Annotated in this window: 26 protein-coding genes; 6 read left to right on the forward strand and 20 right to left on the reverse strand. The window is 54.0% G+C overall.

The window, feature by feature from the left end; genetic code table 11:
* Window positions 1-124: 124 nt before the first annotated feature.
* The 5 genes from KI367_RS01005 to adhE all read right to left on the reverse strand — a co-directional run bounded on the left by KI367_RS01005 (window position 125) and on the right by adhE (window position 7,888).
* The gene (locus tag KI367_RS01005) at window positions 125-1,513 is read right to left on the reverse strand and encodes an extracellular solute-binding protein (protein ID WP_036707747.1); all 1,389 of its coding nucleotides are present in this window, start codon (window positions 1,511-1,513) and stop codon (window positions 125-127) included.
* A 208-nt stretch (window positions 1,514-1,721) separates the two neighbouring features.
* Window positions 1,722-2,459 (reverse strand): pyruvate formate-lyase-activating protein, encoded by a 738-nt coding sequence (gene pflA / locus KI367_RS01010; RefSeq protein WP_212946974.1) that lies wholly within the window; start codon window positions 2,457-2,459, stop codon window positions 1,722-1,724.
* Between the two features lie 67 nt (window positions 2,460-2,526).
* A complete protein-coding gene (gene pflB / locus KI367_RS01015) occupies window positions 2,527-4,788 on the reverse strand; it encodes a formate C-acetyltransferase (RefSeq protein WP_212946976.1) in 2,262 nt (753 codons plus the stop codon).
* A gap of 98 nt (window positions 4,789-4,886) precedes the next feature.
* Window positions 4,887-5,117 carry a hypothetical protein gene (locus tag KI367_RS01020; RefSeq protein ID WP_212946977.1) on the reverse strand — a complete coding sequence of 77 codons (231 nt, stop codon included), beginning with the start codon at window positions 5,115-5,117 and terminating at the stop codon, window positions 4,887-4,889.
* 155 nt (window positions 5,118-5,272) lie between these two features.
* Window positions 5,273-7,888 (reverse strand): bifunctional acetaldehyde-CoA/alcohol dehydrogenase, encoded by a 2,616-nt coding sequence (adhE, locus tag KI367_RS01025; protein WP_212946979.1) that lies wholly within the window; start codon window positions 7,886-7,888, stop codon window positions 5,273-5,275.
* A gap of 228 nt (window positions 7,889-8,116) precedes the next feature.
* On the opposite strand from adhE, the gene KI367_RS01030 reads away from it, so the two are divergent.
* The 3 genes from KI367_RS01030 (at window position 8,117) to KI367_RS01040 (ending at window position 11,473) form a co-directional block, all read left to right on the forward strand.
* Window positions 8,117-8,833 carry a Crp/Fnr family transcriptional regulator gene (locus KI367_RS01030; RefSeq protein WP_036707741.1) on the forward strand — a complete coding sequence of 239 codons (717 nt, stop codon included), beginning with the start codon at window positions 8,117-8,119 and terminating at the stop codon, window positions 8,831-8,833.
* Between the two features lie 459 nt (window positions 8,834-9,292).
* Complete coding sequence (locus tag KI367_RS01035; protein WP_212946980.1) at window positions 9,293-10,210, forward strand: hypothetical protein; 918 nt, start codon at window positions 9,293-9,295, stop codon at window positions 10,208-10,210.
* 112 nt (window positions 10,211-10,322) lie between these two features.
* Window positions 10,323-11,473 (forward strand): IS3 family transposase gene (locus KI367_RS01040; protein WP_156124785.1). Its coding sequence is split into 2 segments (ribosomal slippage): window positions 10,323-10,584 and window positions 10,584-11,473, totalling 1,152 coding nucleotides; the frame shifts between segments, so codons are not numbered across the junction.
* A gap of 160 nt (window positions 11,474-11,633) precedes the next feature.
* Here the strand turns inward: KI367_RS01040 and infC are convergent.
* The 9 genes from infC to KI367_RS01085 all read right to left on the reverse strand — a co-directional run bounded on the left by infC (window position 11,634) and on the right by KI367_RS01085 (window position 19,326).
* On the reverse strand, window positions 11,634-12,107 hold the full coding sequence (gene infC, locus KI367_RS01045) for a translation initiation factor IF-3 (RefSeq protein ID WP_036707739.1): 474 nt from the start codon (window positions 12,105-12,107) through the stop codon (window positions 11,634-11,636).
* Window positions 12,108-12,178: 71 nt separating this feature from the next.
* Window positions 12,179-12,880 carry a hypothetical protein gene (locus KI367_RS01050; protein WP_212946981.1) on the reverse strand — a complete coding sequence of 234 codons (702 nt, stop codon included), beginning with the start codon at window positions 12,878-12,880 and terminating at the stop codon, window positions 12,179-12,181.
* Between the two features lie 149 nt (window positions 12,881-13,029).
* On the reverse strand, window positions 13,030-13,746 hold the full coding sequence (locus KI367_RS01055) for a hypothetical protein (protein WP_036707735.1): 717 nt from the start codon (window positions 13,744-13,746) through the stop codon (window positions 13,030-13,032).
* A 206-nt stretch (window positions 13,747-13,952) separates the two neighbouring features.
* Window positions 13,953-14,276 carry a winged helix-turn-helix transcriptional regulator gene (locus KI367_RS01060; RefSeq protein ID WP_036707732.1) on the reverse strand — a complete coding sequence of 108 codons (324 nt, stop codon included), beginning with the start codon at window positions 14,274-14,276 and terminating at the stop codon, window positions 13,953-13,955.
* Between the two features lie 233 nt (window positions 14,277-14,509).
* Window positions 14,510-15,244: a ThuA domain-containing protein gene (locus KI367_RS01065; RefSeq protein WP_212946982.1), complete on the reverse strand. Its 735-nt coding sequence runs from the start codon at window positions 15,242-15,244 to the stop codon at window positions 14,510-14,512.
* A 13-nt stretch (window positions 15,245-15,257) separates the two neighbouring features.
* The gene (locus tag KI367_RS01070; protein WP_036707730.1) at window positions 15,258-16,226 is read right to left on the reverse strand and encodes a sugar phosphate isomerase/epimerase family protein; all 969 of its coding nucleotides are present in this window, start codon (window positions 16,224-16,226) and stop codon (window positions 15,258-15,260) included.
* Window positions 16,227-16,385: 159 nt separating this feature from the next.
* On the reverse strand, window positions 16,386-17,477 hold the full coding sequence (locus KI367_RS01075) for a Gfo/Idh/MocA family protein (protein WP_036707727.1): 1,092 nt from the start codon (window positions 17,475-17,477) through the stop codon (window positions 16,386-16,388).
* Window positions 17,470-18,237, reverse strand: a complete 768-nt coding sequence (locus KI367_RS01080) for a sugar phosphate isomerase/epimerase family protein (protein ID WP_212946987.1) — start codon at window positions 18,235-18,237, stop codon at window positions 17,470-17,472. The genes KI367_RS01075 and KI367_RS01080 overlap by 8 nt, the downstream gene beginning before the upstream one ends.
* Window positions 18,238-18,264: 27 nt before the next feature.
* Window positions 18,265-19,326 (reverse strand): Gfo/Idh/MocA family protein, encoded by a 1,062-nt coding sequence (locus KI367_RS01085; RefSeq protein ID WP_212946989.1) that lies wholly within the window; start codon window positions 19,324-19,326, stop codon window positions 18,265-18,267.
* A gap of 197 nt (window positions 19,327-19,523) precedes the next feature.
* Between KI367_RS01085 and KI367_RS01090 the strand changes: the two genes are divergently transcribed.
* Entirely contained in the window at window positions 19,524-20,342 is an 819-nt protein-coding gene (locus KI367_RS01090) for an AraC family transcriptional regulator (protein WP_036707724.1), read from the forward strand.
* Between the two features lie 123 nt (window positions 20,343-20,465).
* On the opposite strand, the gene KI367_RS01095 is transcribed toward KI367_RS01090, so the two are convergent.
* The 5 genes from KI367_RS01095 to KI367_RS01115 all read right to left on the reverse strand — a co-directional run bounded on the left by KI367_RS01095 (window position 20,466) and on the right by KI367_RS01115 (window position 23,932).
* The gene (locus KI367_RS01095; protein WP_212946991.1) at window positions 20,466-21,128 is read right to left on the reverse strand and encodes a nitroreductase family protein; all 663 of its coding nucleotides are present in this window, start codon (window positions 21,126-21,128) and stop codon (window positions 20,466-20,468) included.
* A 134-nt stretch (window positions 21,129-21,262) separates the two neighbouring features.
* Complete coding sequence (locus KI367_RS01100; RefSeq protein ID WP_212946994.1) at window positions 21,263-21,667, reverse strand: RrF2 family transcriptional regulator; 405 nt, start codon at window positions 21,665-21,667, stop codon at window positions 21,263-21,265.
* 336 nt (window positions 21,668-22,003) lie between these two features.
* Window positions 22,004-22,603, reverse strand: a complete 600-nt coding sequence (locus KI367_RS01105) for a short chain dehydrogenase (RefSeq protein ID WP_036707722.1) — start codon at window positions 22,601-22,603, stop codon at window positions 22,004-22,006.
* 87 nt (window positions 22,604-22,690) lie between these two features.
* A complete protein-coding gene (gene yxiS, locus KI367_RS01110; RefSeq protein WP_212946996.1) occupies window positions 22,691-23,002 on the reverse strand; it encodes a protein YxiS in 312 nt (103 codons plus the stop codon).
* A 237-nt stretch (window positions 23,003-23,239) separates the two neighbouring features.
* A complete protein-coding gene (locus KI367_RS01115) occupies window positions 23,240-23,932 on the reverse strand; it encodes a TerC family protein (RefSeq protein WP_212946998.1) in 693 nt (230 codons plus the stop codon).
* Between the two features lie 371 nt (window positions 23,933-24,303).
* Between KI367_RS01115 and KI367_RS01120 the strand changes: the two genes are divergently transcribed.
* Both KI367_RS01120 and msrA read left to right on the forward strand, forming a co-directional pair.
* A complete protein-coding gene (locus KI367_RS01120) occupies window positions 24,304-24,918 on the forward strand; it encodes a TVP38/TMEM64 family protein (protein WP_212947002.1) in 615 nt (204 codons plus the stop codon).
* Between the two features lie 106 nt (window positions 24,919-25,024).
* Complete coding sequence (msrA, locus tag KI367_RS01125) at window positions 25,025-25,993, forward strand: peptide-methionine (S)-S-oxide reductase MsrA (RefSeq protein ID WP_212947004.1); 969 nt, start codon at window positions 25,025-25,027, stop codon at window positions 25,991-25,993.
* Window positions 25,994-26,112: 119 nt separating this feature from the next.
* On the opposite strand, the gene KI367_RS01130 is transcribed toward msrA, so the two are convergent.
* A complete protein-coding gene (locus KI367_RS01130) occupies window positions 26,113-26,568 on the reverse strand; it encodes a MarR family winged helix-turn-helix transcriptional regulator (protein WP_036707719.1) in 456 nt (151 codons plus the stop codon).
* Window positions 26,569-26,619: the final 51 nt, after the last annotated feature.

Here is a 26,619-nt window from a genome sequence, read left to right on the forward strand (position 1 = left end):
CTCTTCCATTTCTCAAGATTTGCAAAATCCGGTATTTTGCAAAAATCAGCAGTCTGTAACTTGATCGCTGCGGCATGGCATGCCGCTGACAACGCCGGTGCCGGCAAACCGCAAAAACGGTCCTTTACCTGGCGGATTCCGCCGCCTGATTGGCGTCATCCTGCACCTTCTGCAGCGCTTCGGCCATTTTCTCCGGCGTCGTTTGGCCGCTGATCAGCTTCTGGATTTGCACGTTGCTGATTTCCGAGGTGACGTCGGCTTGAACGAGGGCGTCGAACGCAGGGAACTTCGTATCGGCTTTTTCGATCACGTCAACGATCTCCTTCATCAGATTGTCGTTGATGCTTGAAGCCAGCACGGCCGCATCCAGCTTCATCGCCGGCAGCACGCCGTCTTCGACGAGCCCGCGGATTTGCATGTCTTCGTTGAACATGTTTTTGATGAAGGACTTTACGGCGGCGATTTTGCGGGGATCCTTGGCGACGGCGGCCGAAAAGCCGTAACCGTTGTTGAAATTCAGCATCAGCGCGGTTTGGTCCCCGACGCCGCCCTCCACCGGAGGCATATTAAAAAATCCCACCTTCCCGAACATCGCGGCCCCCGATTCCCCCTGCTTGAACACGGACGATTTCCAGGTGCCGTCGTACATCAGAATCGCTTGGCCGCTCGTAAACTGGGCCGTATATTCGGGATACTCCAAACCAAGCTCGCCTTCGGTAAAGTAACCTTTGTCCTTCCATTCCTTATGCTTGGCGAATGCCTTCACGACGTTCGGGTCGGTCCACTTGGCTTCTCCGGTGGCAAACTTCGCGGTGATGTCCGGGCCGGCGTAACGGGACCAGAGATGGTTGGTGATCATCAGCGGAATCCAGCCGGCTTTGGACGCGGCAGCGATCGGGGTTTTGCCGTCCCGTTTGATCTCGGCCAGCATGCGTTCCAGCTCCGCGAACGTGGCCGGCGGTTTCCAGCCCTTTTTTTGGAAATAGGCCTTGTTGTAATAAAAACCTTCGCCCGATCCGCCGATGGGCAGGCCGTACACCCTTCCCTCGTACGTAAAGGCGTCCAGCGAAGAAAATTTGTCCTTGATGCCCAATTCTTCGATGATGGGCGTCAAATCCAGCAGCTTCCCCTGTTTGGCGTACATCGCGGAATCGGGGCTGCCGAACAGGTCGAAAATATCGGGAGGATTGCCTGCCGCCATCTCGCCGCGAAGTTTTTCCTTGCGGTTCACGTCGGAATCGACGCCGTCCAGCCTGAAGGTCAGCCCATCGACTTCGGCCTCCACCTTTTTGACCACGTCGTTCAGGATGGCAAACCGTTTCTCTTTGTCTTTGCCGACCTGGGTGTGACGGAGCGTCAGATCGAAGGGTTCGGCCTTTTTTTCGGTTTTGGCCCCCTTGCCGTTGGATGCGTTTTCATTCGCGGGCGAGCTTCCGTTCTCGCAGGCCGTCAACACGAATGAAGCAGCGAAGCACAGCGATATCAAAAGAATCAAGCTTCTCTTGACCTTCATCGTTGATCCCCCTTAAATCTCTCAATTCTCATTATAAGAATGAGTATACATCAAGGTTAGTGCAACAATCTGCTATTTTGGGGATAAAAATCTCTACTGGGCTTGAAATTTCGCAAAAATGCCCCCTCCTCGAATGCCTTGCCCCCGGCAGAAATCGAACAAAGAGCCCTTTTCTTTTGCAGAAAAGAGCTCTTCAGGTCCGGCCCGGTTAACCGATTCCGGTTTGCTTGCGCCCCGCTTCGATCAAGCGGTAGGCCCGCTCGACCTCATCGTCGGTAGGGCTCGGGACACCATGCAAAGGATAAGTTTTGCCAAGCGCCTCCCATTTGTAGACGCCCATCTGGTGGTAAGGAAGGATTTCGAACTTTTCGACGCCGCGGAGCGTGCCGATGAAACGGCCGAGCCGGAGCAAATCCTCCTCGTCGTCGTGGATGCCGGGAACGTATACATGCCTGATCCACATGCTGCGCCCGTGCTCCGACAGCCACTTCGCCGTCTGCAGCGTTCGTTCGTTGGATTTGCCCGTCAGCCGGATATGCTTGGCGTCATCGATATGCTTGATGTCCAGCAACACCAGGTCCGTGACGTCCAGCAGCCGGCGGATTCGCTCCGCTTCGTTAAATCCGTTGCTGTCCAGCACGGTGTGCAGGTTCCAGCGTTTTTTCGCTTCCTGAAACAGTTCCGCCACAAAATGCGACTGCAGCGTAGGTTCGCCGCCGGAAACCGTGAGGCCTCCGCCGGATGCCCGGTAATACGGCAAATACGGCTCGATTTCGGACAACGCTTCTTCCACCGTCATTTCTTTGCCGCCGTCCAGCGCCCACGTATCCGGGTTATGGCAATATTGGCATTTCAGCAGGCAGCCTTGCATGAAAAGAACAAAGCGGATGCCCGGCCCGTCGACGGTCCCGAAGGTTTCCATGGAGTGGATATGTCCCTTGATCATTGAAGTCACCCTTTCCGCATCCGCTATCGGTTCCGGCAGGCCCGGAGCCCGCCTGTTATCCCGTTTCTTACATGGATCCGTGGAACGTGCGGTTGATCACGTCAAGCTGCTGCTCCCGGGTCAGCTTCACGAAGTTGACGGCGTAACCCGACACGCGAATCGTCAGCTGCGGATAATTTTCCGGATGTTCCATCGCGTCGATGAGCTGCTCGCGGTCGAATACGTTGACGTTCAAATGATGCGCCTTGCTGCCGAAATATCCGTCAAGCATCGATACGAGGTTCGATTTGCGGGTCTCCGGCTCTTTGCCGAGCGCTTTCGGCACGATGGAAAACGTGTTGGAGATGCCGTCCAGGCTTTCCTCGTAAGGCAGTTTGGCTACCGAGCTGAGGGAAGCGAGCGCCCCTTTTTTGTCCCGTCCGTGCATCGGATTGGCGCCAGGCGCAAACGGCTCGCCCGCTTTTCGGCCGTCCGGCGTCGTTCCGGTTTTTTTGCCGTATACGACATTCGACGTGATGGTGAGAATCGATTGGGTCGGCAGCGCGTTCCGGTACGCTTTATGTTTGCGGATCATGCTCATGAACGTTTCCACCAGCCAGACGGCGATTTGGTCCACCCGGTCGTCGTTGTTGCCGTAGCATGGGTATTCCCCTTCGATTTCGAAATCGACGGCGATGCCCTGTTCGTTGCGGACCGGCCGGACCTTGGCGTGTTTGATCGCGCTCAGCGAATCGGCCGCCACGGACAACCCTGCGATGCCGCAGGCCATCGTACGGAGGATGTCCCGGTCGTGCAGCGCCATCTCGATGCGTTCGTAGCAATATTTGTCATGCATGTAATGGATGACGTTCAGCGAGTTCATGTACAGTTTTGCCAGCCATTCCATCATCGGCTTCAGCCGTTTGACCACTTCGTCGTACGAGAGGACCTCGGAGGTGATCGCCGGATATTCCGGTCCGACCTGCGCGCCGGACTTTTCGTCGACGCCGCCGTTGATGGCGTACAGCAAACATTTCGCCAGGTTGGCCCGCGCCCCGAAAAACTGCATTTGCTTGCCGATCCGCATCGCGGATACGCAGCAGGCGATTCCGTAGTCGTCGCCGTAGATCGGGCGCATCAGATCGTCGTTTTCATATTGGATGGAGCTGGTCTCGATCGATACCTTCGCGCAATATTTTTTGAAGGCTTCCGGCAGCTTCTCCGACCATAATACCGTCAGGTTCGGTTCGGGCGCGGGTCCCAAATTGTACAGCGTATGCAGGAAACGGAAGCTGTTTTTCGTCACCCGGGTTTGGCCGTTGACCGACATCCCGCCGATCGATTCCGTCACCCAGGTCGGGTCGCCGCTGAACAGCTCGTTGTAGTCCGGCGTCCGGAGAAATTTCACGATGCGAAGCTTCATGACGAAATGGTCGACGAGCTCCTGCGCCTGCGTTTCGGTCAGCGTGCCTTCCTCCAGATCCCGTTCGATGTAAATATCGAGGAACGAAGATACGCGGCCAAGCGACATCGCGGCGCCGTTTTGCTCCTTGATGGCAGCCAAATAACCGAAATACAGCCACTGGAAAGCTTCTTTGGCGTTTTGCGCCGGTTTGGAAATGTCGTATCCGTGCATTTCGGCCATCCGCTTCAGCTCGCCGAGGGCGCGAATTTGTTCGGACAATTCCTCCCGCAGGCGAATGACGTCTTCTTCCATGGCGTCCACCTCAAGCTCGAGCAGCTCCTGTTTTTTCTGCGCAACGAGGAAATCGACGCCGTACAAGGCAACGCGGCGGTAGTCGCCGATAATCCGGCCGCGGCCGTAAGCATCGGGCAAGCCCGTGATGATGCCCGCTTTGCGCGCAGCCCGCATCTCGGTCGTGTATGCGTCAAAGACGCCCTGGTTATGGGTTTTGCGGATGTTCGTGAATAGGTCGATCAGCTCTTGCGGAAGTTCAAACCCGTACGCTTTGCATGCATCCACCATCATGCGGATGCCGCCGAACGGCTGAATGGACCGCTTGAACGGAGCGTCGGTCTGGACGCCGACGATTTGCTCCTTGTCTTTGTCCAAATATCCCGGCCCGTGGGACAGGATCGTGGAAGGCGTATGGACGTCGACGTCCAGGACGCCGCCGTTTTCCCTCTCCTTTTTCGTCAGATCGGAGACGATCTTCCACAGCTCGGTCGTATCGTCCGTCGGCCCCTGCAAAAATCCCTCGTCCCCCAGGTACGGGCGGATATTCCGCTCGATAAAGTCGTTCACGTTGACTTTGCGCATCCAGTTCCCTTTTTTGAACCCCCGCCAGCCCGTTGGCATGGTGTGTACGTCTTGTTCCAGCACAGACATTGGAATCCCTCCGTTTTTGAGGATATAAATGCCGCATCGATGGAATTTTTGTGATTTATTTCACTTAATTGAAAATTTGATCTTGCTATTGTCTTGCTCTATCTGATCCTGCTTTTATGCTGCTTGCTCTCCTCGATGCGGCGGTCTTGCTTCAGGATTTTGCAGCATCCGATGGCAGCCGCTTCCGGGTACATTTTATGGAACGAAACGATTTCGCTTCCATAAATCAAATCGCGGACCGAAAGTCGTTTTTTCGGATGTTTGACAAAATCCCCGTTTACAAGTCCAGTGTAAAAAACTTCCGGCAAAACGGCTGTGATAAACATCACTTTGCAGGCGGTCCTCCTAAGGGGAAGGTCGATTCGACGCGCCTGCAAAGGATGCGGGCCGCATTGGGCGGCAGCCTGTTCGGGGATAGGCGGGCGGCGCGGTCATCAAGCAAATACGTCCCGCTTCCCCGATCCGCCGCCGGCTCCCGCTTCGCTTATTCTTCGAACCGCCCGTAAAACGCGTTCCGGTAAATGTCCGCCAGCTCCGACACGAGCGGCAGCTTCGGATTCGCCGTCGTGCATTGGTCCTCGAAGGCGCGGTCCGCCAAATAATCGACCTTTGCTTCGAACGCTTTGGCGTCAAATCCGAGCTCCTGGAACGATTCCTCAATGCCAAGCGCCTTGTTCAACTTCCGTATGGCCTGAATCAGGCTGTTTACGCCTTCTTCCGTCGTGCGGGCAGGCAATCCCAAAATGCGCGCGATTTCCGCGTACCGCTCGTCGGCGACGAAATGCGAATATTTCGGGAACGACGCGAACTTGCTCGGTTTTTTCGCGTTGTAGCGGATGACATGCGGCATCAGGATCGCATTGGTCCGGCCGTGGGCCGTATGGTATTCCCCGCCCCATTTATGCGCCAGGCTGTGGTTGATGCCCAGGAACGCGTTGGCGAAAGCCATGCCGGCCAGCGTCGAGGCATTGTGCATTTTCTCCCGGGCGATCTTGTCGCCGGTCAGCGCGGACTTTTCAAGGTACTGGAAGACGAGCTGGATCGCTTTGATCGCCAGGCCGTCCGTATAATCGCTAGCCATCACCGAGACATACGCTTCGATCGCATGCGTGAGCACGTCCATGCCCGTATCGGCCACCGCCGTTTTCGGCAGCGTGTACACGAACTCCGGATCGACGATCGCGACGTCCGGCGTCAACTCGTAGTCCGCAAGCGGGTATTTCGTGTTTCCTTGGTTTTTGTCCGTGATGACGGCAAACGAGGTGACTTCCGATCCCGTGCCCGAGGTCGTCGGAATGGCGACGAATTTGGCCTTTTGCCCGAGGCGCGGATATTTGTAGATCCGTTTGCGGATGTCCATGAACTTCTGTTTCAGGTTCGAAAAATCGGTGTCCGGATATTCGTAGAACAGCCACATCGCTTTGGCCGCGTCCATCGGCGAGCCCCCGCCGAGCGCGATGATGCAGTCCGGCTGGAACCGTCTCATCATCTCGGTGCCCCTGTCCACCGTCGCCGTCGACGGATCGGGCTCCACTTCCGAAAACACTTCGATGACGACCGGATTTTGGCGCTGGCGCAGGAAATATTCGACCCTTTCGACATATCCCAGCTTCACCATCATCTCGTCGGTCACGATCGCGATCCGGCTGATGTCCGGCATCTTGGCCAAATATTGCGTTGCCCCTTTTTCAAAATAAATTTTATCCGGTACTTTGAACCATTGCATATTCACGGTACGGCGCGCCACCCTTTTAATGTTGATGAGATTGACCGCGGTGACGTTCGAAGACGTCGAATTCCGGCCGTACGACCCGCAGCCGAGCGTCAGCGAAGGCAGGTTCGTGTTGTAAATGTCCCCGATCGCCCCGTGGGTCGACGGCGAATTGACGATGATCCGTCCGGTCTGCAGCCGGTCCGCGAACGCCGATATCACTTCCTCGTTATGCGAGTGAATGACCGACGAGTGTCCCATGCCGCCGAACGCGACGACCTCCGCCGCACGCCGGATGCCCTCCTCCGCGTTTTTGACTTTGTAGCAGGCCAGCACCGGGCTGAGTTTTTCCGCGGACAGCGGGTACTTCGGACCGACGCCTTCGATTTCGGCCACCAAAATTTTCGTGCCTGCCGGCACGCTAAAACCGCATATTTCCGCGATCTTCACGGCGGATTGGCCGACGATGGCCGGGTTGACCGCGCATTTTTCCGGGGTGATGGCGCCAGCCGTCAGCTTAGCGGTTTCTTCCTTATTGACGAAGTAGCAGCCGTTTGCGACCATTTTCTTTTTGACGGCCTCAAAAATCGGTTCCTCGATGATGACCGCCTGCTCCGATGCGCAAATCATCCCGTTGTCGAACGACTTGGACAAAATGAGGTCGGTGACCGCCTGGTCGATATCCGCCGATTTTTCGATGAAGCAAGGCACGTTGCCCGGACCGACCCCAAGAGCCGGTTTGCCGCAGCTGTAGGCGGCGCGCACCATGCCCGAACCTCCCGTCGCCAAAATGAGCGCCACGTCGGGATGGTTCATCAGCGCGTTCGTTTTGTCCATGCTCGGCTCTTCGATCCACTGGATGCAGCCGGCCGGGGCTCCGTGCTTTACCGCCGCCTCCAGCATGATTTTCGCCGCTTCTCGGCTGCACTGCTGCGCCGACGGGTGGAAGCCGAAAATGATCGGGTTGCGGGTTTTGATCGAAATCAGCGCCTTAAACATCGTCGTGGACGTCGGGTTGGTCACCGGCGTGATCCCCATGATGATGCCGACGGGTTCGGCGATTTTTTGATAGCTTTCATACGGGTTATCTTCGATGACGCCTACCGTTTTTTCATATTTGATACTGTGGTAAATGTATTCGGTGGAAAACATGTTTTTAGTGATTTTGTCTTCATATACGCCTCTGCCGGTTTCGTCGACGGCCATCCGGGCCAGCCGCATATGCTGGTCGAGCCCCGCCAGGGCCATCGCCTGAACGACCTCGTCCACCTGCTCCTGCGTCATGTCCATGAAACTTTGCTGCGCCTCGTTGGCTCTGTCGATCAGAGTCTGGATATACGCTTCCGGCGCCGGTTTCGGTGTTGCTGCGGGTTCTTTTTTAACAGCCATGTCTCTCATCCTTCCGGGGTTTTTTGAAAACTTTTCTCTCTGGCCCGATCATAACAAAACCGGGTAAGGCCCGGAGGTGATGTTTTTCACACGATAAAGTGAAAATAATCACAAATTCGGAATTTCGACACTTTTTCGGGCTTCAAAACCCCCAAAAACCAAATTTTTCAGGTTATAATTTACTTAAAATTTATTTTAAAAATGAAAGAGATAAAGGGGATAACGAGTATGAGCAACCAACTGAACGTGATCGAAACCCGCGGGAATGCAAGCTGCTTCTCCGAACAAAACCTGGATCGGCTGATGGCTGTCATGCATGACCGTACCGTACCCGAAGGCTCCCATCTGTTTTGGGAAGGCGACAGCTCGGATAAGCTCTATTACGTCAAAAGCGGACGCGTCCAGCTGACCAAATCCACGGATGAAGGCAAAGAGCTGATATTGTACATGTACCAGGCGGGGGACATCGTTGGCCATGCCGACCCCTTTTTCAGCCATAAGCAAACCTATACCGCCGAAGTGATGGAAGAAAGCGTCGTCGGCGTCATCGATCACAAAGACCTGGAATCGCTGATCTGCCAGCACTGCGACTTTGCGCTCGATTTCATGAAATGGATGGGCATCCATCACCGGCTGACCCAGACCAAATTCCGCGATCTGATGATGTACGGCAAGCCGGGCGCGCTCTGCTCGACGCTGATCCGGCTCAGCAACACGTACGGCGAAGAGCGTGGCGACGGCATTTTGATCAACAAAAAAATCACCCATACGGATCTTTCCAACATGATCGGTTCGACGCGCGAAAGCGTCAACCGCCTGCTCGGCGATCTCCGCAAAAAAAACGCAATCGAGTATGAAAACGGCCTGATCGTCATCAAAGATCTTGAAATGCTGCAGGATATTTGCCATTGCGAGCTGTGCCCGAAAGAAATTTGCCGCATTTGACCGGCAGGCGGCAGCCGATATCCGCGATACGTCATCTCCAAGCTTCCGGGACCGCGTCGGGTCTCCGGAGGCTTTTCCATATGCAAAACGACCCATATGTCTCCTAACTGAATCATGTCTGAGCCTGTTTAGCTTCCTTTCCTCAAAACGGCTAAATATGTCATCACAAGGGCTCCTCATCCCCGTTTTTAATCCTAAAGACCTATAAATCTTTCAGATAAAAGAACCGATGAACATCATGTTGCGCATTTCTTAAGTCTTATTTTACTTGCGCATATCTTCCTACAACATCAACCGATCATCGTTCGGCGCCTGAAGGACCGGAGAACCGAATCTGCCCCGGAAGGACTATCCCGCAGGTTCCGGCGCTGAACTTACAGGCCCGAATCCTCTTATCCCTTCAAAAACGAAAGGAAACATCGAGGATTGGGCCTACAGGTCGGATAAGGAGTGAATAACATGATGGCAGAAACATGGATTCGGCGGATTTTGATGGTCATTACCTTCATAGGTTCGATGGCATCGGGTACGGCGCAAAGCACGGCTTTGTCGTCTCCTCCCGGAATCGCTCCGGAGGCTGCGGCGCAGCCGATGCACCAAAAAGCCACCTGGCTGTGGACTACCGACTGGATCCGGCGGGACCCGCGGGAGGTGTTGTCGTTTCTCGGCGAACATGGCGTGAACCTCGTTTATTTGCAAGTGAACCCCGACATCCCCGCCTCTGATTATCAGAGATTCATCAAGCAAGCGGCCGGCCTCGGCATCGAAGTGGATGCGCTGGGCGGCGCCCCGGAATGGGGACTTGCGTGGAAGCGGCAAGAGATCGCGGATTTTGTGGCCTGGGTGCAAACTTACCAACAAGCGGCGGAAGCTGGCGAACGATTTCGCGGCATTCACGTCGACATCGAACCTCATCTGCTTCCGGAGTGGAAAACAAACCGCCCCGACGTCATCAAGCAGTGGGAAAGCAACGTGCAATACCTTCGAACCGAAGCGGACCGCATGAAGCTGCCGCTTTCAGCCGATATCCCGTTCTGGCTCGGCAACGGCACGGCTTCGGACGGCAAGACGCCGCTCGACCGCTTTATGATCGGGCAGTTCGACTCGGTCACGGTCATGTCTTACCGCGACACGGCCCAAGCCATCGCCGGCATCGCCGAAGACACGTTCAAGGAGGCAGCCGCCCTCGGCAAAACGGCCTTGGCCGCCGTCGAAACCAACCCCAGCCGCGAAGGCGATTTCCTGACGTTCCATGAGGAAGGAGCCGACGCGATGAACGAGCAGATCGCCAAACTTCACGACATGATTAAAAACCATCCTTCCTACGCCGGCATCGCCGTTCACGATTTCGACGGCTGGCGGGAGATGAAACAATAATAAAAGGGATGTGCGCCGGTTTTCGTTTGGTATCATCCCCTCATGGTAGACAGTGAAAAAAGAGATCATGTTACAATGAACTCAAACACTGGAAACCGGAGGGGATTTTTGTATGCCAGCGAAGAAAGGGCAAACCTTTAATCGATATAGTGAAGAAACAAAGAAAGAAGCCGTCCGTCTGCGAGTCGAAGAAGGCTGGACGTACAGTCAAATCATGGAGAAATTCGGAATCAAGAGTGAGACCCAAATCATCACTTGGGTTCGTAAAAGCCAAAACGGAGAGAGCTTTAAGGATTACCGAGGACGTTGGACGAAGAAGCATTTTAGTAGCGCAGAAGAAGAAAATGCGTATTTGAAAGCGCAGGTAGAATATCTAAAAAAGCTCAATCCGAATTTGCACGGGGAGGGAAGTTGGATTTCGAAGCCCGGTGCCAGTCCATTCGAGAAGTAAGCAAGTGGGCTCCCGTGACTTGGCTGTGCAGAATCGCTGAAATTTCACGTGCAGGCTACTATAAATGGAAGAAGAATATTGTCCTCAGAGTGAAACGGGCAGATCAAGATGCAGATCTAAAGGCACATATCCTGAGCATTCATCGACTTCGTCCGTATTTCGGCTACAAACGGATGCGCACGGCTCTAGCTAAAGAAGGGTTTGTGGTGAATCACAAGAAAGTTCGACGCTTGATGAGAGAACTTCATATTCGTTCCGTGATTCGCAAAAAACGTCCATTTGCTGGCCGAAAACCGTCCGTGCTGTTTCGTAATGTCTTAAATCGGGATTTCACGTCCGGGGCTGCTCAGAAGAAGCTCGTGACTGATATTACCTATGTCCGGATCGGACATGAGTTTGCCTACCTCTCGGTTGTCATGGATTTGTACAACAACGAAATTGTGTCCTGGGAACTCTCCGAGCGCAATGATTTAAAACTGGTCACGGATACCGTGAAGAGACTCCAGTGTGGACCTGCCTTACTCCATTCAGACCAAGGGTTTCAATACACGACACAAAGCTATGCCAAACTGCTGGAAGAGAAAGGACTCACAGGGAGCCATTCCCGACGTGGGAACTGCTTTGACAACGCTTGTGTCGAGTCTTTCTTTTCTCATCTTAAAACCGAAAAGTTGTATCTGGAGAAGCCTCAAAATTTAGAGGAAGCAAGGGTCCAAATTACGGAGTACATTTCGTTTTACAACAAGGAACGTTTCCAAAACAAACTCGGCAACCTCTCCCCGATTGAATTTCGGGAAAAAGTCGCCGCTTAATGAAAATTTCTCTTTTTTTATTGTCTACTTGACGGGGCTATGACCAGTTCCCGCTTGCGTACATCCCTTTTTATGACGGCATGTCTTTTGACGACCCTTTGTCCGGTCCGACGTTTCGGCCATGAACAACTGGGCGCGAACCCTTTGCGGGTAATCCGTTTTAGCGCGGATTGAGCTGCACGGAAGCCTGTTTTCCGCTCAGCTGGATTCCCGACGTTTTGGTTCCCGCCTCCTTCAGATCCGTGATCAGCTGCTCCAGAAGCTCCTTCGCGGCCGCCCCTTCCTTGCCTTTGATCCGGATGACGAACAGAACGGCATTGCCGGACTTCAACGTTTTTTCCGCCTGCCGCAGCTTCGTTTCGTAGTCATGCTCTTCGATCTGGGGCGTCAGCCGGATCTCTTTGACCTTCATCCCGCGTTCCGCCGCTTTCGCCTGCTGTTTTTCCCTTTTGGCGTCTCCCGCCCCGATCAGCTTGCACGGGGGAGGACTGCTCATCAAAGAGGTGCAGACCAAGTCGACTTTAAGCTTTTTGGCCATGGCCAGCGCTTCGGAGGTGGGCATAATGCCGAGGGGTTCTCCGTTTAGCCCCGTCAGCTCCACCTCCGTCGCCTTGATTTTTTCGTTCATCAGCATGTTCGCAACACCCCCGTCCCACGTTTATGTATTTGTTGCAGCACCGACCGGACGCGCCGATGAAGCCGCCGCTAGGCCCGGTCCAGCTTGATTTCCACTTCGTCCCGCGGCGACAGCTTCATGTCGAAACCGTCCTCGGCAAGTTCCTTGCCGTTGACTTTGATCACCCATTTTTCCACCGATTTGGATACGTAGCCCTTCACGGAATGAACCATCCGTTTGTTGACCGTCAGTTCGACGAAATCGGTCCCCATCAGTATGTCGCGCACATTTTCGTTTTCGGCGTACGGCAGGATGTACGTATGCGAAATCGACGGCTGTATGGTTCCGCCGTTGATTTTCAGCACGGAATATTTGACTTCCTTCGCTTTGGGATCCGTCGGTTCGATGGAAATGCCAAGCTCGTCGTTTTCCTTGAGCACCGTATCCAGCTTGTCCTTTCCAAGCTTTTTGTCGTTGAGCTCGATCCCCCACGCGAAGGCCGAAGACAGCGAGACCTGGCTGATCGAAAGGATGCTTCCGTCCTCCGCGAAGGTCACGATCCCGCTTTTTTTCAAGCATTCCCGGATCGAGATTCCCTGCTCCAAATATTTTTCGATGTCGCGGATCGTGTCCGGAGAGAAAAAATCGTCTTTTTCGGAAATCAATATCGGCGAAAAGGCTTCTCCGGATGCCACGCCCGCCGAATCTTTGGATTTGCTGCCATCGCATCCCGCCAGGATCACCGACAGGACGGCGATGAAAACGATTGCCTTTTTGAAGCTGTTCCCCATTCCGGGCACCACCTTTGTTTATTCATTGCATGGTGCATTAACGTCGTTGGCTTCTATGAACCAAAATAGAGTCCTCATCCTGAGAACTCTATTTTAACATAGTCAAGCGAGCGTTTTCGACAGGGGTTAGACAGGTTTAGACCAAAAATTCAATGGATCAGCGCCTGCATGAACGTTCTCGTCCCATCCGTATTTTTCAAATAAGGCCCTAAACCGAGGAAATGGCCGCGGTCGACATAAACGCCCGTCATCCACGTCCCCTCCAGAACTTCGCCGTCCAGATGAAGCAGCAACGGAGGCGCGGAAATCAGTTCCTGATAGACCGGAATCCGCGTATTGTGTTTTTTGAAAGGTTTGCCGGATTGTTCGAAAGGAATCGGGGTGACGTACGTGGGCACGAAATAAGCAGAGATGACCTCCATCTCTTCGTCGTCGTAAAAGGGGGCATCGCCTAAAACGGGATGGAACAACGATATTTCTTCGAATTGCGACCAAATGAGGAGCTGCAGCATCATGCTTTGAAGACTGCCGTTATGAAAAACGTATTCGCGTTTGCCCTGCCGCTCCTTCCCTCCCGGAGCATCCAGGCTTTCTACGTAATGGCGCTCGCAGCCGATGCACTTCCAGCCGGACGGGCTCTGAATCCACTTTTGAAACACCGTGCCGCCATGTTCTCCGCCTTCGGAGTACGGTTCCTGAGCAGGCCTCGGGCAGGCCCAATACTTCCGCACGGAATCCGGTACATGCTGCGCCAGCATCGAGATCGTTTTATCGTAAATCTTTCGCACTTTAATAGAAGCGCTTTCAAGTTCGTTGACATCCTCTTTTCCATACCTTATCGCTTGGGAAAGTACTATTTTTCTCATCGTTCTCCGCCTCCTTAAGCGCCGAAAAGGCAGTTTATTTACCAATTATACTACAGATGCCGCCGGAAGGTGCAAGTCTTAACCTAAAAATAACATAAAAATCCAGGTTTCGCGAAATATCGACACGACGCCAAACGCCTGTCCAACGCCAAAAACCTCCTCTAAAATTTAGAGAAGGTTTATCGTCACGGTTGAGATTAGGCAGCTCAATCCAGTTTGACCCATTGTTCGGCCCAATGTTGAACCTGGTCCATTACCGGCTGCAGCGCTTTTCCTTTTTCGGTCAGTTCGTATTCGATCCGAACCGGCGTTTCGGGATAAACATGGCGTTCCAAGATGCCCTCATTTTCCAAGTCTTTCATACGTTCGGACAGCATTTTGTCGCTCATGGATGGAATGATATGCGATATATCCTTGAACCGTTTCGGTCCGTTCATCAGCGAATAGATAATGAGCCCGTTCCAACGCTTTCCCAATACGGAAAAAGCCGTTTCAAACCGCGGACACATACTGAAATCCTGATCCTTCATGTTCTCACCTCTTTACAGGATCCATGCAAACAGTTAATGTCTCATGAAAGCTTACATTAAGTTAGTATGTATCAATTTTACCACATTCGCCTGCAAAAGAAAACTCGCAGATCCGAATCCAGGCTTGAAAATCCTTCCCAAATCGCAGGATCGGCCGCCGCCCGCCAACGAAAAAACGGCAGCATCAGCTGCCGCCGTTTTCTTCCGCCTTGTGAGACGTCGCCTTCCGTATGCTACACCACGGACCCTTTCGCGAACTCTCTTACCGGCTGCGGGGAATGGCCGAAACGCAACGCTTCGCCGGGAGCCGGAGCCGCCCATTTGACGCCGTTGGCGATCACTTTCAAAACCCCGGGATGGAAATAGGTCGGATGCGTTTCGTGTCCGGGACGGAAGTAGAAAATTTTTCCGCGCCCGCGACGGAAGGTGCATCCGCTCCGGAATACTTCGCCGCCTTCGAAATTGCTGATGAACACGATTTCGTCCGGCGTAGGGATGTCGAAATATTCGCCGTACATCTCTTCATGGTCGAGGATGATCTTTTCGCCGATGCCTTCGGCGATCGGATGGGACGGATTCACGTTCCAGATGATTTCCTGCTCCTCCGCTTCGCGCCATTTCAAATCGCAGGACGTACCCATCAAAGCCTTGAAGATTTTGGAGAAATGCCCGGAATGCAGCACGACCAATCCCATGCCGTCCAAAACGCGCTGTTTGACGCGCGCCACGATGTCGTCGCTGACCTTGTCATGGGCCATATGTCCCCACCAAATCAGCACGTCCGTCCGGTTCAGCACTTCTTCGGTCAATCCGTGCTCCGGTTCCTCCAGCGTGGCGGTCTCAATGGCAAAACCGTCCTGCTGGATGCCTTGGGCAAGCGCCGTGTGGATGCCGTTTGGGTAAACGGCTTTGACGGCATCGTGAATTTTTTCGTGGACGAACTCGTTCCAAATGGTTACGTTGATCATGTTGTTTTCCTCCTTATACCCACCACATGTCGCCAAGCGACTCTTCGATCAATACCTGCTGCAAATTGGCCACCGCTTTGGAGAAACCTTCTTCGATGGACATCAGGCCGTCTTCATGCTCGATGCTGACCGCGTAATCGTATCCGACGAGACGCAGCGCGCTGATGATGTCCGCCCAGGTTTTGACGTCGTGGCCGTAACCTACGCTGCGGAATTGCCAAGCGCGGTCCAGCATGTTCGTGTACGGCTGCATATCCGTTAAACCGAAACGGTTGACGTTGACCGGATCGATGACGGTGTCTTTGGCGTGGAAATGGTGGATCGCGCCGGCGCGGCCCAAAATGTGGATCGCCTGAACCGGATCGATGCCCTGCCACCACATGTGGCTCGGATCAAGGTTGGCGCCGATCGCCTCGCCTGCGGCTTCGCGCAGACGAAGCAGCGTTGCCGGCGTATGCACCGAAAATCCGCCGTGCAGTTCCAAACCGATTTTTACGTTATGGTCGGCGGCAAATTTCGCTTGTTCCGTCCAATACGGAATGACCTTGTTTTCCCACTGCCAAGCCAAAATTTCCTGAAAATCGTTTGGCCAAGGAGCGACCGGCCAGTTCGGGTATTTCGCGTTTTCATGGTCCCCCGGGCAGCCGGAGAACGTATTGACGACCTGCACGCCCAATTTCTCCGCCAGTTTCACCGAATTGACGAAATCCTCATGATCCGCTTGGGCAAGATGCTTTTGCGGATGAAGCGGGTTGCCGTGGCAGCTGAGCGCGCTGATCGTCAGGCCGCGGGATTCGACCGCATGTTTGAACTCTTTCAGCTTCGCTTCGTTTTCGAGCAGCTCGGCCGGATTGCAATGCGCTTTGCCGGGATTTCCGCCCGTTCCGATCTCTACCATCTTCAGACCTTTGGACGCCACGTAATCGAGCGCATCCTCCAGCTTGCGACCGCCGAACAATACCATAAATACGCCTAGTTTCAAAGTAAACTCCTCCTTATGCGTTGGGTTTCAAATTAAGGTTGCCTCAATAACTTCCGGTTTTGAAAAGCTTTTCAACTTGCGTAAAACGAAGCCCGAACCCCAGGCAGGTCGTCTGCATGGGGAACGGTGAGTCGAGATGTATGAATGAACCTCTGAAGATTACTCGAAATATACGGCTTTACCCGTTTTGGCGGACTCGTAGATCGCTTCCAGAATTTGCGTTACGACAAAAGCCTGCTCAGGTTTAACGATCGGCTCCTTGTCTTCCAGGATCGCCTCGATCCACAGTCTTTGCTCCAGATCCGACTCGCTTTCGGCCGTGCCGGAGTAGAACGCCACGCCTCCTGCCTGCAAATCGATGTTGGTGTCGTACAAACGTCCCAGCTTTTCTCCGTTGATGCGGAGACCGTCCTTCATGTCCGCGCCGCCTTCGGTGCCTGCAAGGATCGTTTTGGCTTCGCCCGTTTCCACGACGTTAAGCGCCCAGCTGGATTCCAAAATGATCGTTGCGCCGTTTTCCATCGTGATGAAGCCGAAAGCGGAGTCTTCCACCTTGAATTGCTCCGGATCCCATGGTCCCCAGGCGTTGGCCGCGTCCTTGCGCTGTCCGAGCTTATGGAACGAGGAACCGAGCACGCTTTTCGGTTTGTAGTTGTCCATCATCCACAGCGTCAGGTCAAGCGCATGCGTACCGATATCGATAAGCGGGCCTCCGCCTTGCTTTTCCTCGTCCAAAAAGACGCCCCAAGTCGGAACCGCGCGGCGGCGGATCGCCAACGCTTTGCCCAGGTAGATGTCGCCGAGTTCGCCGGCTTCGCAAAGCTGCTTCAAATACAGGCTGTCGGCACGGTAGCGGTTTTGGTAGCCGATCGTCAGCTTTTTGCCCGTGCGGCGCGCCGCGTCCAGCATTTCCTGGGCTTGCGCCACGGTTTTGGCCATCGGCTTTTCGCACATAACATGTTTGCCGGATTCCAGGGCCGCTACGGTGATGACCGAGTGGGAATCGTTTGGCGTACATACATGAACGACGTCGATGCTTTCGTCTTTGAGCAGCTCACGGAAGTCGGTATACACTTTCGCGTCTTCGGTGCCGAACTCCTTGGCCGCTTTTTCCGCGCGTTCCTTCACGATGTCGCAGAAGGCCACCATTTGCGCTTGCGGCTGCTTCGCGAGGCTCGGCATATGTTTTCCGTTTGCGATCCCTCCGCAGCCGATGATTGCGATTTTTAAGGTTTGGGTTGTGTTAGACATGAACAGGTCCTCCATTTTTTGCGTAGTTTTTAATCCATTCCATGCTTTTCGCAATGGCTTCGAGCGGCGGATTTTGGCAGAAATCCTGCTCTACCACGATCCATTCCGCGCCCGCTTTGTCCGCGGCTTCGGCCACGGCCTTCAAGTCCACTTCGCCTTGGCCCAGCTCCACCGTCAGCGGGGAACCGTCCTCTTGTCTGCGGACATCCTTCCAATGCACCACCGGAAGGCGTCCCGCATAAGATTCGATGTAGCGGACGGGGTCGTAGCCGGCAAAGTGCACCCAGCAGCTGTCCAGCTCGATCTGGAGCAATGATTCGGGAACGTTTTCGTACATCGCGTCGAATACCGTTTGGTCCCCGATCTTCTCGGTGAATTCAAAGTCGTGGTTATGGTACAGCAGCGTAACCTGCTGCTCGGCGCACCGCTGTCCGATGCGTTCCAGGTTCGCAAAAACTTCATCCCAATGGCGGTCTTCGGCTCCGAGATACGGGACGATCAGGCGGGTATTGCCGATTTCTTTGTTGTAGGCGATTTCCTCGTCGAGGGCATTCAGCATGCGGTCGTAACCCGTATGCGTGCCGAGCGCGACCAGGCCGTACTGGTCGAGAAGCGCTTTCACCTCGGACGCGGGGCGCCCGAAAAAGGTATGGAATTCCACGCCTTGATATCCGAGCTCTGCTACTTTCTTCAGCGTCCCTTCAAAATCCTGCTCCATTTGCTCACGAACCGTATAAAGTTGCAAGCCCAGCTTCAACATGTTTGCCTCACTCCTGTTTTTTATTTTTCAAGGCAGGGTGCTTTCCAGCTTTACATGCTCGCCCTTCAAGGAAGAGGTATGGAATGCATGCATGGCTTCAAGCACATGGTAAGCGAGCATTCCGCTCGCCCGATGGCCGCGGCCTTCCCGGATCGACGCAACCATGTCGTTCACGCCAAGCCCCCGCTCGTTTCTTCCGCATTCGAATGCCGGAGCCAGCGTTTCGGTCTCGGTCGATCCGCTGCGGCGGAGCTTGACGTCCCCGTCGAAGAAATTCGGATCGGGAAGGATGAGCGTCCCTTCCGTGCCGTATATTTCGAGCCAAGGCAGGCTTGCGCCGCCTTTGACGTCAAAGCTTGTAATCACGGTGGCGATGGCGCCCTGCCTGAAATCGATCGTTCCGGCCAGATGCGTCGGCGTAAGCACCGGGATTTGCTGGCCGGCCTTCGGTCCCGAACCGATCGTTCGCGTCGCGCTCGGAGCGCCGGCCGAAGAACTGATCCGGTCCATCGGACCCAGCAGCTCCGCCAGCGCCGTCAAATAATACGGCCCCATGTCGAACATCGGCCCGCCGCCGGGGGCGTAAAAAAATTCGGGATCCGGATGCCAGCCCTCCGGCCCGCCGCTCATCATAAAGGCTGCGGCCGCCACCGGCTTGCCGATCATGCCGCCTTCGATGGCCGCCTTGGCCGTTTGAATCCCCGATCCGAGGAACGTGTCCGGCGCGCTGCCGACGCGGAGACCTTTGCTATCGGCGGTCTGAAGTATGCGCTTACCATCCTCCAGCGAGACGGCCAGCGGTTTTTCGGCATACACGTGTTTGCCCGCTTCCAGCGCGGCGATATCGATTTCGGCATGGCTCCCCGGAACGGTCAGGTTAATGACCAGCTCGATCTCCGGGTCGGCCAGCAGTTCGGCTGCCGTGTATGCGTTTGCAATCCCGTATTCCTCCGCCCGGGCCGCGGCGCGTTCAAGCACCACGTCGGCGCAGGCCACCACGTCGACAACGGGGCTTTTTTTCAGGTTCTCCAGGTAAATGGCGCTGATGTTGCCGCAGCCGACGATGCCTGCTTTCATTTTGGTGTCCATGCTTCACACTCCTTCATGAGGTAGAAGGTTGAATCAACAATCTAGTACCCATGGTATTCCGAATTCGTTTATATTAAAATGAATAATATGATTAAAACATGAACAATCTGGTCATTATTTTTTTGACCGGGATTTTTCCCGAACCAAAATCGGCGGTTCCCTGCGGACAAGCCACTTACGCTATAGGAGTTAGTTTTATGTCTACGGATCAATCGGTTCATATCTATACGGCAGGATTTTCATTCCACCACAAACCCTTTTACATGAGCGAAATGAACGGGGTCAAAAATTATTTGATGCGCCTGCAGACGGACGGAAGATGCCGGGCCCGCGTCGGCGGGGAGATGGTGCCCGTCGAGGCCGGGGATCTGCTCCTTTTTTCGCCGGACGAGCCGTATGAGCTGAAAATCGACGAGGAGCTGAACGCCCAAAACGAGCTTGCGGTCGAAAGCGGGGATTACCATATCTTTTTCGGAGGCAGCTGGATCGAGGAATGGTGGAACCGGCAAAAACGCCCGACGAAAATCCGGGTCCCCCTCAACGAAACGATCATCGGCCTTTTCAGGCAAATCGTGCTGGAGCAGCGCAAAATCTCCAATCCTTTTCCCGAAATCTCGGGGTATTACATGCGCATTTTATGTCTGGAGACGGACCGCCTTCTGCGGGAGCATCCATCCACGACCCCGAAAACGTACCTGGCTCACCGGATCAAGCACTACATCGAGGAAAACGCCTCTTCATCGTTTAAGCTGGAGGATGTCGCGGCCCACGTCGGGATCAGCGTATCGCGCGCGGTGCACCTGTTCAAGGAGGCGTTCGGCAAAAGCATTATGCAATATACGCTTGACGTCAGGCTCGACATGGCCCGCGAGAAAATCATTTTCAGCCCGATGTCCCTCGAAAATATCGCCGAAACTTCGGGCTTTGCGAATTATACGTATTTCCACCGCGTATTCCGTTCCCGGTTCGGGAAATCGCCGAAGGAATACCGGATGGAAAGCCGCGAGCAGATTTGAAGGCGGATTCGACCGTTCAGAAGAAAAAGGAAATTTTGCTCAAGCAGGAAAGCTCCCCGGCAGTAGGCAGGGGAGCTTTATTTACAAAGGCATTGGATTCCAATGGCTGATAGTTGTATTTTGTTATTCCTTAGGCATTTCGTTGAAGAAAGCGACGTCCTCAATCGGCAATCTTACCGTCGGGTGTCCCGGCTTCGCCGCCTTGCCGATGGCGATCAGCATAATGGGAGCGTATCTCTCCGGAATATCGAACGCTTCTACGAATTTAGCCTGGTCATAGCCGCCCATCGGGACCGTATCATACCCTTTAGCGCGAGCGACCAGCATAAGCTGCATGGATACCAATCCGGCGTCAATGGATATTTTTTGGCGAACCGTCTCCCGGGGCATGCTCTTAAACAGCCCTTGATAGCGCTCCACGAACGATGTAGCCGTCTCTGCAGGCATGTAACCCGCATCGACCGCCATGCCGTAAATTTTATCGGCCAACTTATAGCCCTCCAAATCCCCAAGCACCGCAATGACGGCCGAAGCCTCGATCACTTGCTGCTGGTCGTTGGCGATCGGAAGCAGTTTTTGCTTCAACTCCTGCGAGTCGATGACGAGAAACCGCCACGGCTGCAGGTTGGCGGCCGAAGGAGCCAGCGTGGCTTGCTGCAGGATTTCGTTCATTTCCTCCCGCGAAATTTTGGCTTGGGGATCATAGCTGCGGACGGACCGCCGATCCTGAATAACGTTGAAAAACTGCTGCTGCTCTACCGTTTGGGTCGATGGTGAAACGGACATGCTTCTCTCCTCCTCATTGTTACTGTGCTCAGTACAGGCACAGTATATCTTAAAATAAAATGCAGTCGAACTTTCCAACTGCAACTTTAATGACAACAGTATATAACGTTTCGGCTCACATTGCAATCCTTTAATTATTCTTGCATCAAATCGGCTAACGTATGCTGTTTAAGCAGTTCGACGGTCTGCTTCTGCACTTCTTCCATAATGGCTTCGAGCTTTTGCCGGCCCGGTGCGCATTCCTCTCGGACCTCTTGCTCGGTGCAATCCGATTGGACAGCCAAAAAAATATCCGCCAGCGTAATTTGATCCGAACGGCGCTTCAGATAGTATCCCCCGTTCCGTCCTTCCCTCGCTTCGACGATACCGGCATGCGTGAGCTGCGCCAATACCCTGCGGAGGAACGTCGCATGCGACTGGACATCGCAGGCAATGGCCGCGCTGGAAAGCATTCCTTCGCATTTGGCCAGCAAGATCAGGGCATGCACGGCAGTGCCGAAACGCGGCGGACCGATCGGGGCGCTCCGGTTACATATCATATGAATCCCTCCTGTTTACAGTGTAGCACAAGTTCACAACCTATTTCTTTATCCCGGCGATGCTTCGATCTCCGAAGGTTTCCACGCTTCGTTTGCATGGGATCCGCCGCCGCTTTATGCATGAACCTGGAGGGTTCTTTCCGCGGCTGCAGTACGTCCGAAGCGCAGGGACATGAAGGCTGTTTCGGCATAAAATAGTAAAAAAAGCAATCTCCTCGCCCTCGCCAAGCAGGGAGATTGCTTCTTCTTTGAAATGACTCTTTGGGTGCTCTATCCGCCCAGTCGATGAATTTTATTATACCCGCTCAGTGGATTCGTTTCAAAACATGACCCTGATTAATACACCCTATAGGTTTGTCCGGTTTGCGCGCCTTCGACGCTTTTGCGGTATGCTTTGGCGGCCCGTGCCGCCGGAACCGGTTCAAAACCCGGGAAAAACGGCCCGTAGCTGTCCATCGATTCTTCAAGCACGTTCGGGCTTACGTTGTTGATCCGGATCCCCCGCGGCAGCTCGATGGCAGCGGCCTGAACGAATGCCCGGACCGCTCCTCCCGCCATTGCCGAAGAAACCCCGCCGACGATCGGGTCATCCATAATGATGCCGGTGGTCAGCGTAAAGCTGCCGCGGTCGTTCACGTAATCCTGCCCGAGCAGCACCAAGTTGATCTGCCCTTTCAGCTTGCTCAGAATGGCGATTTCGTTGCGTTCCGGCGTCAGTTCCTCCAAACGTCCGAAATATGCATCGCCCGCGGCGCAGATGACGGCATCGACGCGTCCGGTTTGTTCGTACATCGCCCGGATGCTTTGGGGCGAAGTGATGTCGACCGTCACGTCGCCCGCGCTCCGGCCGGCGGAAATGATCTCATGCTTCGGAGAAAGCTCATCGCAGATGGCCTTCCCCAGCGTGCCGTTTGCTCCCACAACAATGATTTTCATTTTTGCATCCCCGCTTTTATCGATTATTCACAGTCCGCTTTTACCAATTTTAACATAGGCCCGTCTAGGCGGCGACGCCGCTTCGATTCATTTTCGCGGCGGTCGGTTCGAGATCGCCTCGGATACGACGAAAGCCAAATCCTCGTTGCCGAACAGCGATAACACGCCAAGGACGGTTTCGTCCGGGATGGGGCCGGCCTCCTCCTTCGGCACCGTCAGCTCCAGGACCCGCTTCAGCCGTTCATTGCTCTGCTGCTGCGGATAAGCTTTTCCGTACAGCTCTTCCGGATCGAGACCTTCATTGACGCACCACTGCGCGAACACAAGGATCATCATATCCTCGTCCTGACGGTAGCTTTCCACGATGCCTTCTTCAACCTGTTTGCGGTATTCGTTCATTTTTTGCATTTCCCCTTCGTTTTTATCCAAGCCGCCAGGCCGTAAGCCTTTCGTTATCCTCCATGACGGCAAAAGCGGCGGGATTACCGGTCCTGCGCCTTTTGGACGCCCCTTGCGGTAACCCGCCGCTAAGCGGTAGTTTTACGCATGCGCAACGTCCTTCTTGCGATTTTAGCAAAACAAGGATCGTTACACATTATACCTTTTCGTTGAAAGAAACTGAACAGGAAAGACGATTCAGCTCATGCCGACCGCCCGGCCTTTGGCAGCCTCCGCTTTTTTCTTTTTCGACCAGAGTCCCAGCAGCACGACCGCGGCAACCACCACCAGCTCGAAACCGTACTTCAGCACCGCATTCGCGAAAAGATCGTGGACCAGCGGTTCTTCCACCAGCATTTTCGAAGCGGTCCAGGCGAGAATGGCCGACCCGATCGTGATGATCACCGGGAAACGTTCCGTCAGCTTCACGATCAGCGTGCTTCCCCACACCATGATCGGCACCGAAATGGCCAGACCGATAATGACGAGCAGGAAATCCCCGTGCGCGGCGCCGGCAACGGCCAGCACGTTGTCCAGCCCCATCATGGCGTCCGCGATGATGATCGTGCGAATCGCCGCCCACATCTGGTTGCCCGCCGAAATATCATGCTTTTTCTCGTCGATCAGGAGCTTATAAGCGATCCAGACGAGCGCCAGCCCGCCGACGAGCCGCAGGCCCGGGATCAAAAGCAATTGAACGACCAGCAGCGTGGCGATGACCCGGATGATGATCGCTCCGACCGTCCCCCACACGATCACTTTCTTTTGATCTTCTTTTCTAACGTTGCGCGCGGCAAGACCGATGACGATGGCATTGTCTCCGGCCAGCACCAGGTCAATGATGACGATGGACAGCAGCGCCGTCCAAAAAGCCATGGTTAACAATTCCATTTTCCTTCCACCTTTCTTTTTGTAGGGAAATGCCTTTCCCCGAATAAAATGATTGCTATGACTAGTCCGCCGCATGAAAAAAGCGCCCTTACCTTCATTAGGCAAACGGCGCTTTTTTTTTTCACCAAAAAAGACCTTTACCTAATGAAAATCAGGCAAAGGTCTCGCAAAACAACGTTATGTTGCCAATAAAGCCGGGGATCCTTATCCCGTAATGACGACTTTATTGCATGAGCTACTCCCCTTTGGGAACTATTCATTTGTTGAGATCATTATAGCAGACGGTTTGGAACATGGCTATAGTTTGTTTTATATTTTCTTTCCACATTTGATATGATGGATGAAACGAATCCCTAAAAGCGAGGAAACCGATGAAAAAATGGCTGCTTGCCGCCCTGTACGCGGCGGTTCTTGTGATCGCCTTGATCTACCGGAGCGACATCGTAAATTACATGCAGAAGCACGGCTCCTTTCCTGTGCTCGTCTGCCTTTCGGCCTTGGTCGCCCTGTTTCCGGTCATCCCTTACAAACTGGTCATTGCCGCCCTCGGCTTTTCCTTCGGCACGTTCTGGGCCGCCGCCGTGAGCTGGCTCGGGACGATGATCGCAGGGAGCGTCATTTACGCCCTTTCGAGGACGGTGCTGCGCGAGCAGGCCAGGACATACCTGAACAAATTCGGCATGCTGCAGTCGTTTACCGCCTGGGTTGAAGCCCATCCTTTCATGAGCGTGGCCGCCGGACGGCTGATCCCGGTCCTTCCGCAAATGGCCGTAAACGTGTTCGCAGGCGTCGCCTCGATCCCTTTTTGGACGTATACGGCCGCTTCCGGCCTCGGCAAACTTCCCGGCATTTTGGTTTATGCGTTTCTGGGCGGCAATGGGACCAAACACCCGCTCGGCTCCGTCCTCGTGTTCGCGGGTTACGTGCTGCTGCTTGGACTGATGCTGCACCTTTACCGCAAACGCAAAAAGCTCCCATCCGCTTAAAGGGGGTCCTTGGTTTTCGTGCGCCATATCGATTATAATCATTGTATAAGGTTATTGTTTCAATACGATTGGATTTACGAAAAATAGATGAAAGCGGAGTGATATCATGAGCGAAATACAAGCGGCACATCAGGAAAAAGCGACCTTCGCAGGCGGATGCTTTTGGTGCATGGTAGCCCCGTTTGAAGATCTGCCCGGCATCGTCGAGGTTGTATCGGGTTATACGGGCGGACATAAAGAGAACCCTACCTATGAAGAGGTATGCTCGGATACGACGGGACATGTCGAGGCGGTGCAGATTACGTACAACCCGGACATTTTCCCTTACGAAAAACTGCTGGAGCTGTATTGGCAGCAAATCGACCCTACCGATGCGGGCGGCCAATTCCATGACCGCGGGCAATCTTACCAAACGGCGATTTTTTATCATACGGAGGAGCAGCGCCAGTTGGCCGAGGCGTCCAAAGCGGCTTTGGCGGCAAGCGGACGCTTCGACAAGCCGATCGTGACGCCGATCCTGCCGGCCAAACCGTTTTATGCGGCCGAGGAATACCATCAGAATTACCACAAAAAGAACCCGGGACATTACAAACGTTACCGCAAAGGCTCCGGGCGGGAAGACTTTTTGGAAAAGGTATGGGCCCCGAAAACAGACAAAACCGATTTGAAGCAGCGCCTGACGCCGCTGCAATACGAAGTGACGCAAAACAACGCGACCGAACCCCCGTTCCAAAACGAGTTTTGGGATCACCACGGCGAAGGCATTTATGTCGACATCGTATCCGGCGAGCCGCTGTTCAGCTCGCGGGACAAATACGATTCCGGCTGCGGCTGGCCGAGCTTCACGCGCCCGATCCGCGATTACAGCATCAAGGAAAAGCTCGACCTGAGCCATATGATGGTTCGCACCGAGGTCCGCAGCAAAAGCTCCGATTCGCATCTCGGTCACGTATTCGACGACGGTCCGGGCCCCGAAGGCCTTCGCTACTGCATCAACTCCGCGGCGCTGCGCTTTGTTCCGAAGGAAGAACTCGAGGAGCAGGGTTACGGGGAATATAAGGTATTGTTTGAATAAATCACGCATGGATAGGGTAGGACGGCACATGCCTCTCCCTATCCATTTTTTATGAAAGCCCCTTCCTTTGATTATCCCCCGACCATTCTTCCCGACTTCCGGCATAAGGCATCTGCACATCATATATTCATTTTTTTCGTGAAATCCTTCAACAAGAAATTGCATTGTCTGATAAAATCGAGAATGTTTTCAAGTTCCGCATCATCGTATCTCGATAACATTTGATCCAAATCTTTTCCGAAGGACTCAAAGAGCGGAACAATATCTTTTGCCGCCTTCTCCTGGTCGATGCAAATAACGACACGTCTTTTGTCTTGGGGATCTTGCACTCGGGAGACGTATCCCGCCTGCTCCAGCCTGTTCAATACCCCTGTGACGGCACCCGTCGTCAATCCGGTCAAAGCGGAAAGCTGCCCCGCCGTGAGGGGCTGGTTTTTCAATATGACGTCCAAGCATTTGTGGTCGGTGGAATTTAGCCCCAGCTTCGCGGCAATGGCCTCATGAAACAGGATCGTTGCCGTACTGTTATCGCGCAGTTCTTCCGAAAGAATATGTATGATTTGATTTCTTGACATTCGTATCATCCTCCGTTTAATATTATTTTATCTCATGAGATAAAATAAATG

Origin of the sequence: Paenibacillus cookii, from assembly GCF_018333375.1 — a bacterium.
GTDB lineage: Bacteria > Bacillota > Bacilli > Paenibacillales > Paenibacillaceae > Paenibacillus_AQ > Paenibacillus_AQ cookii.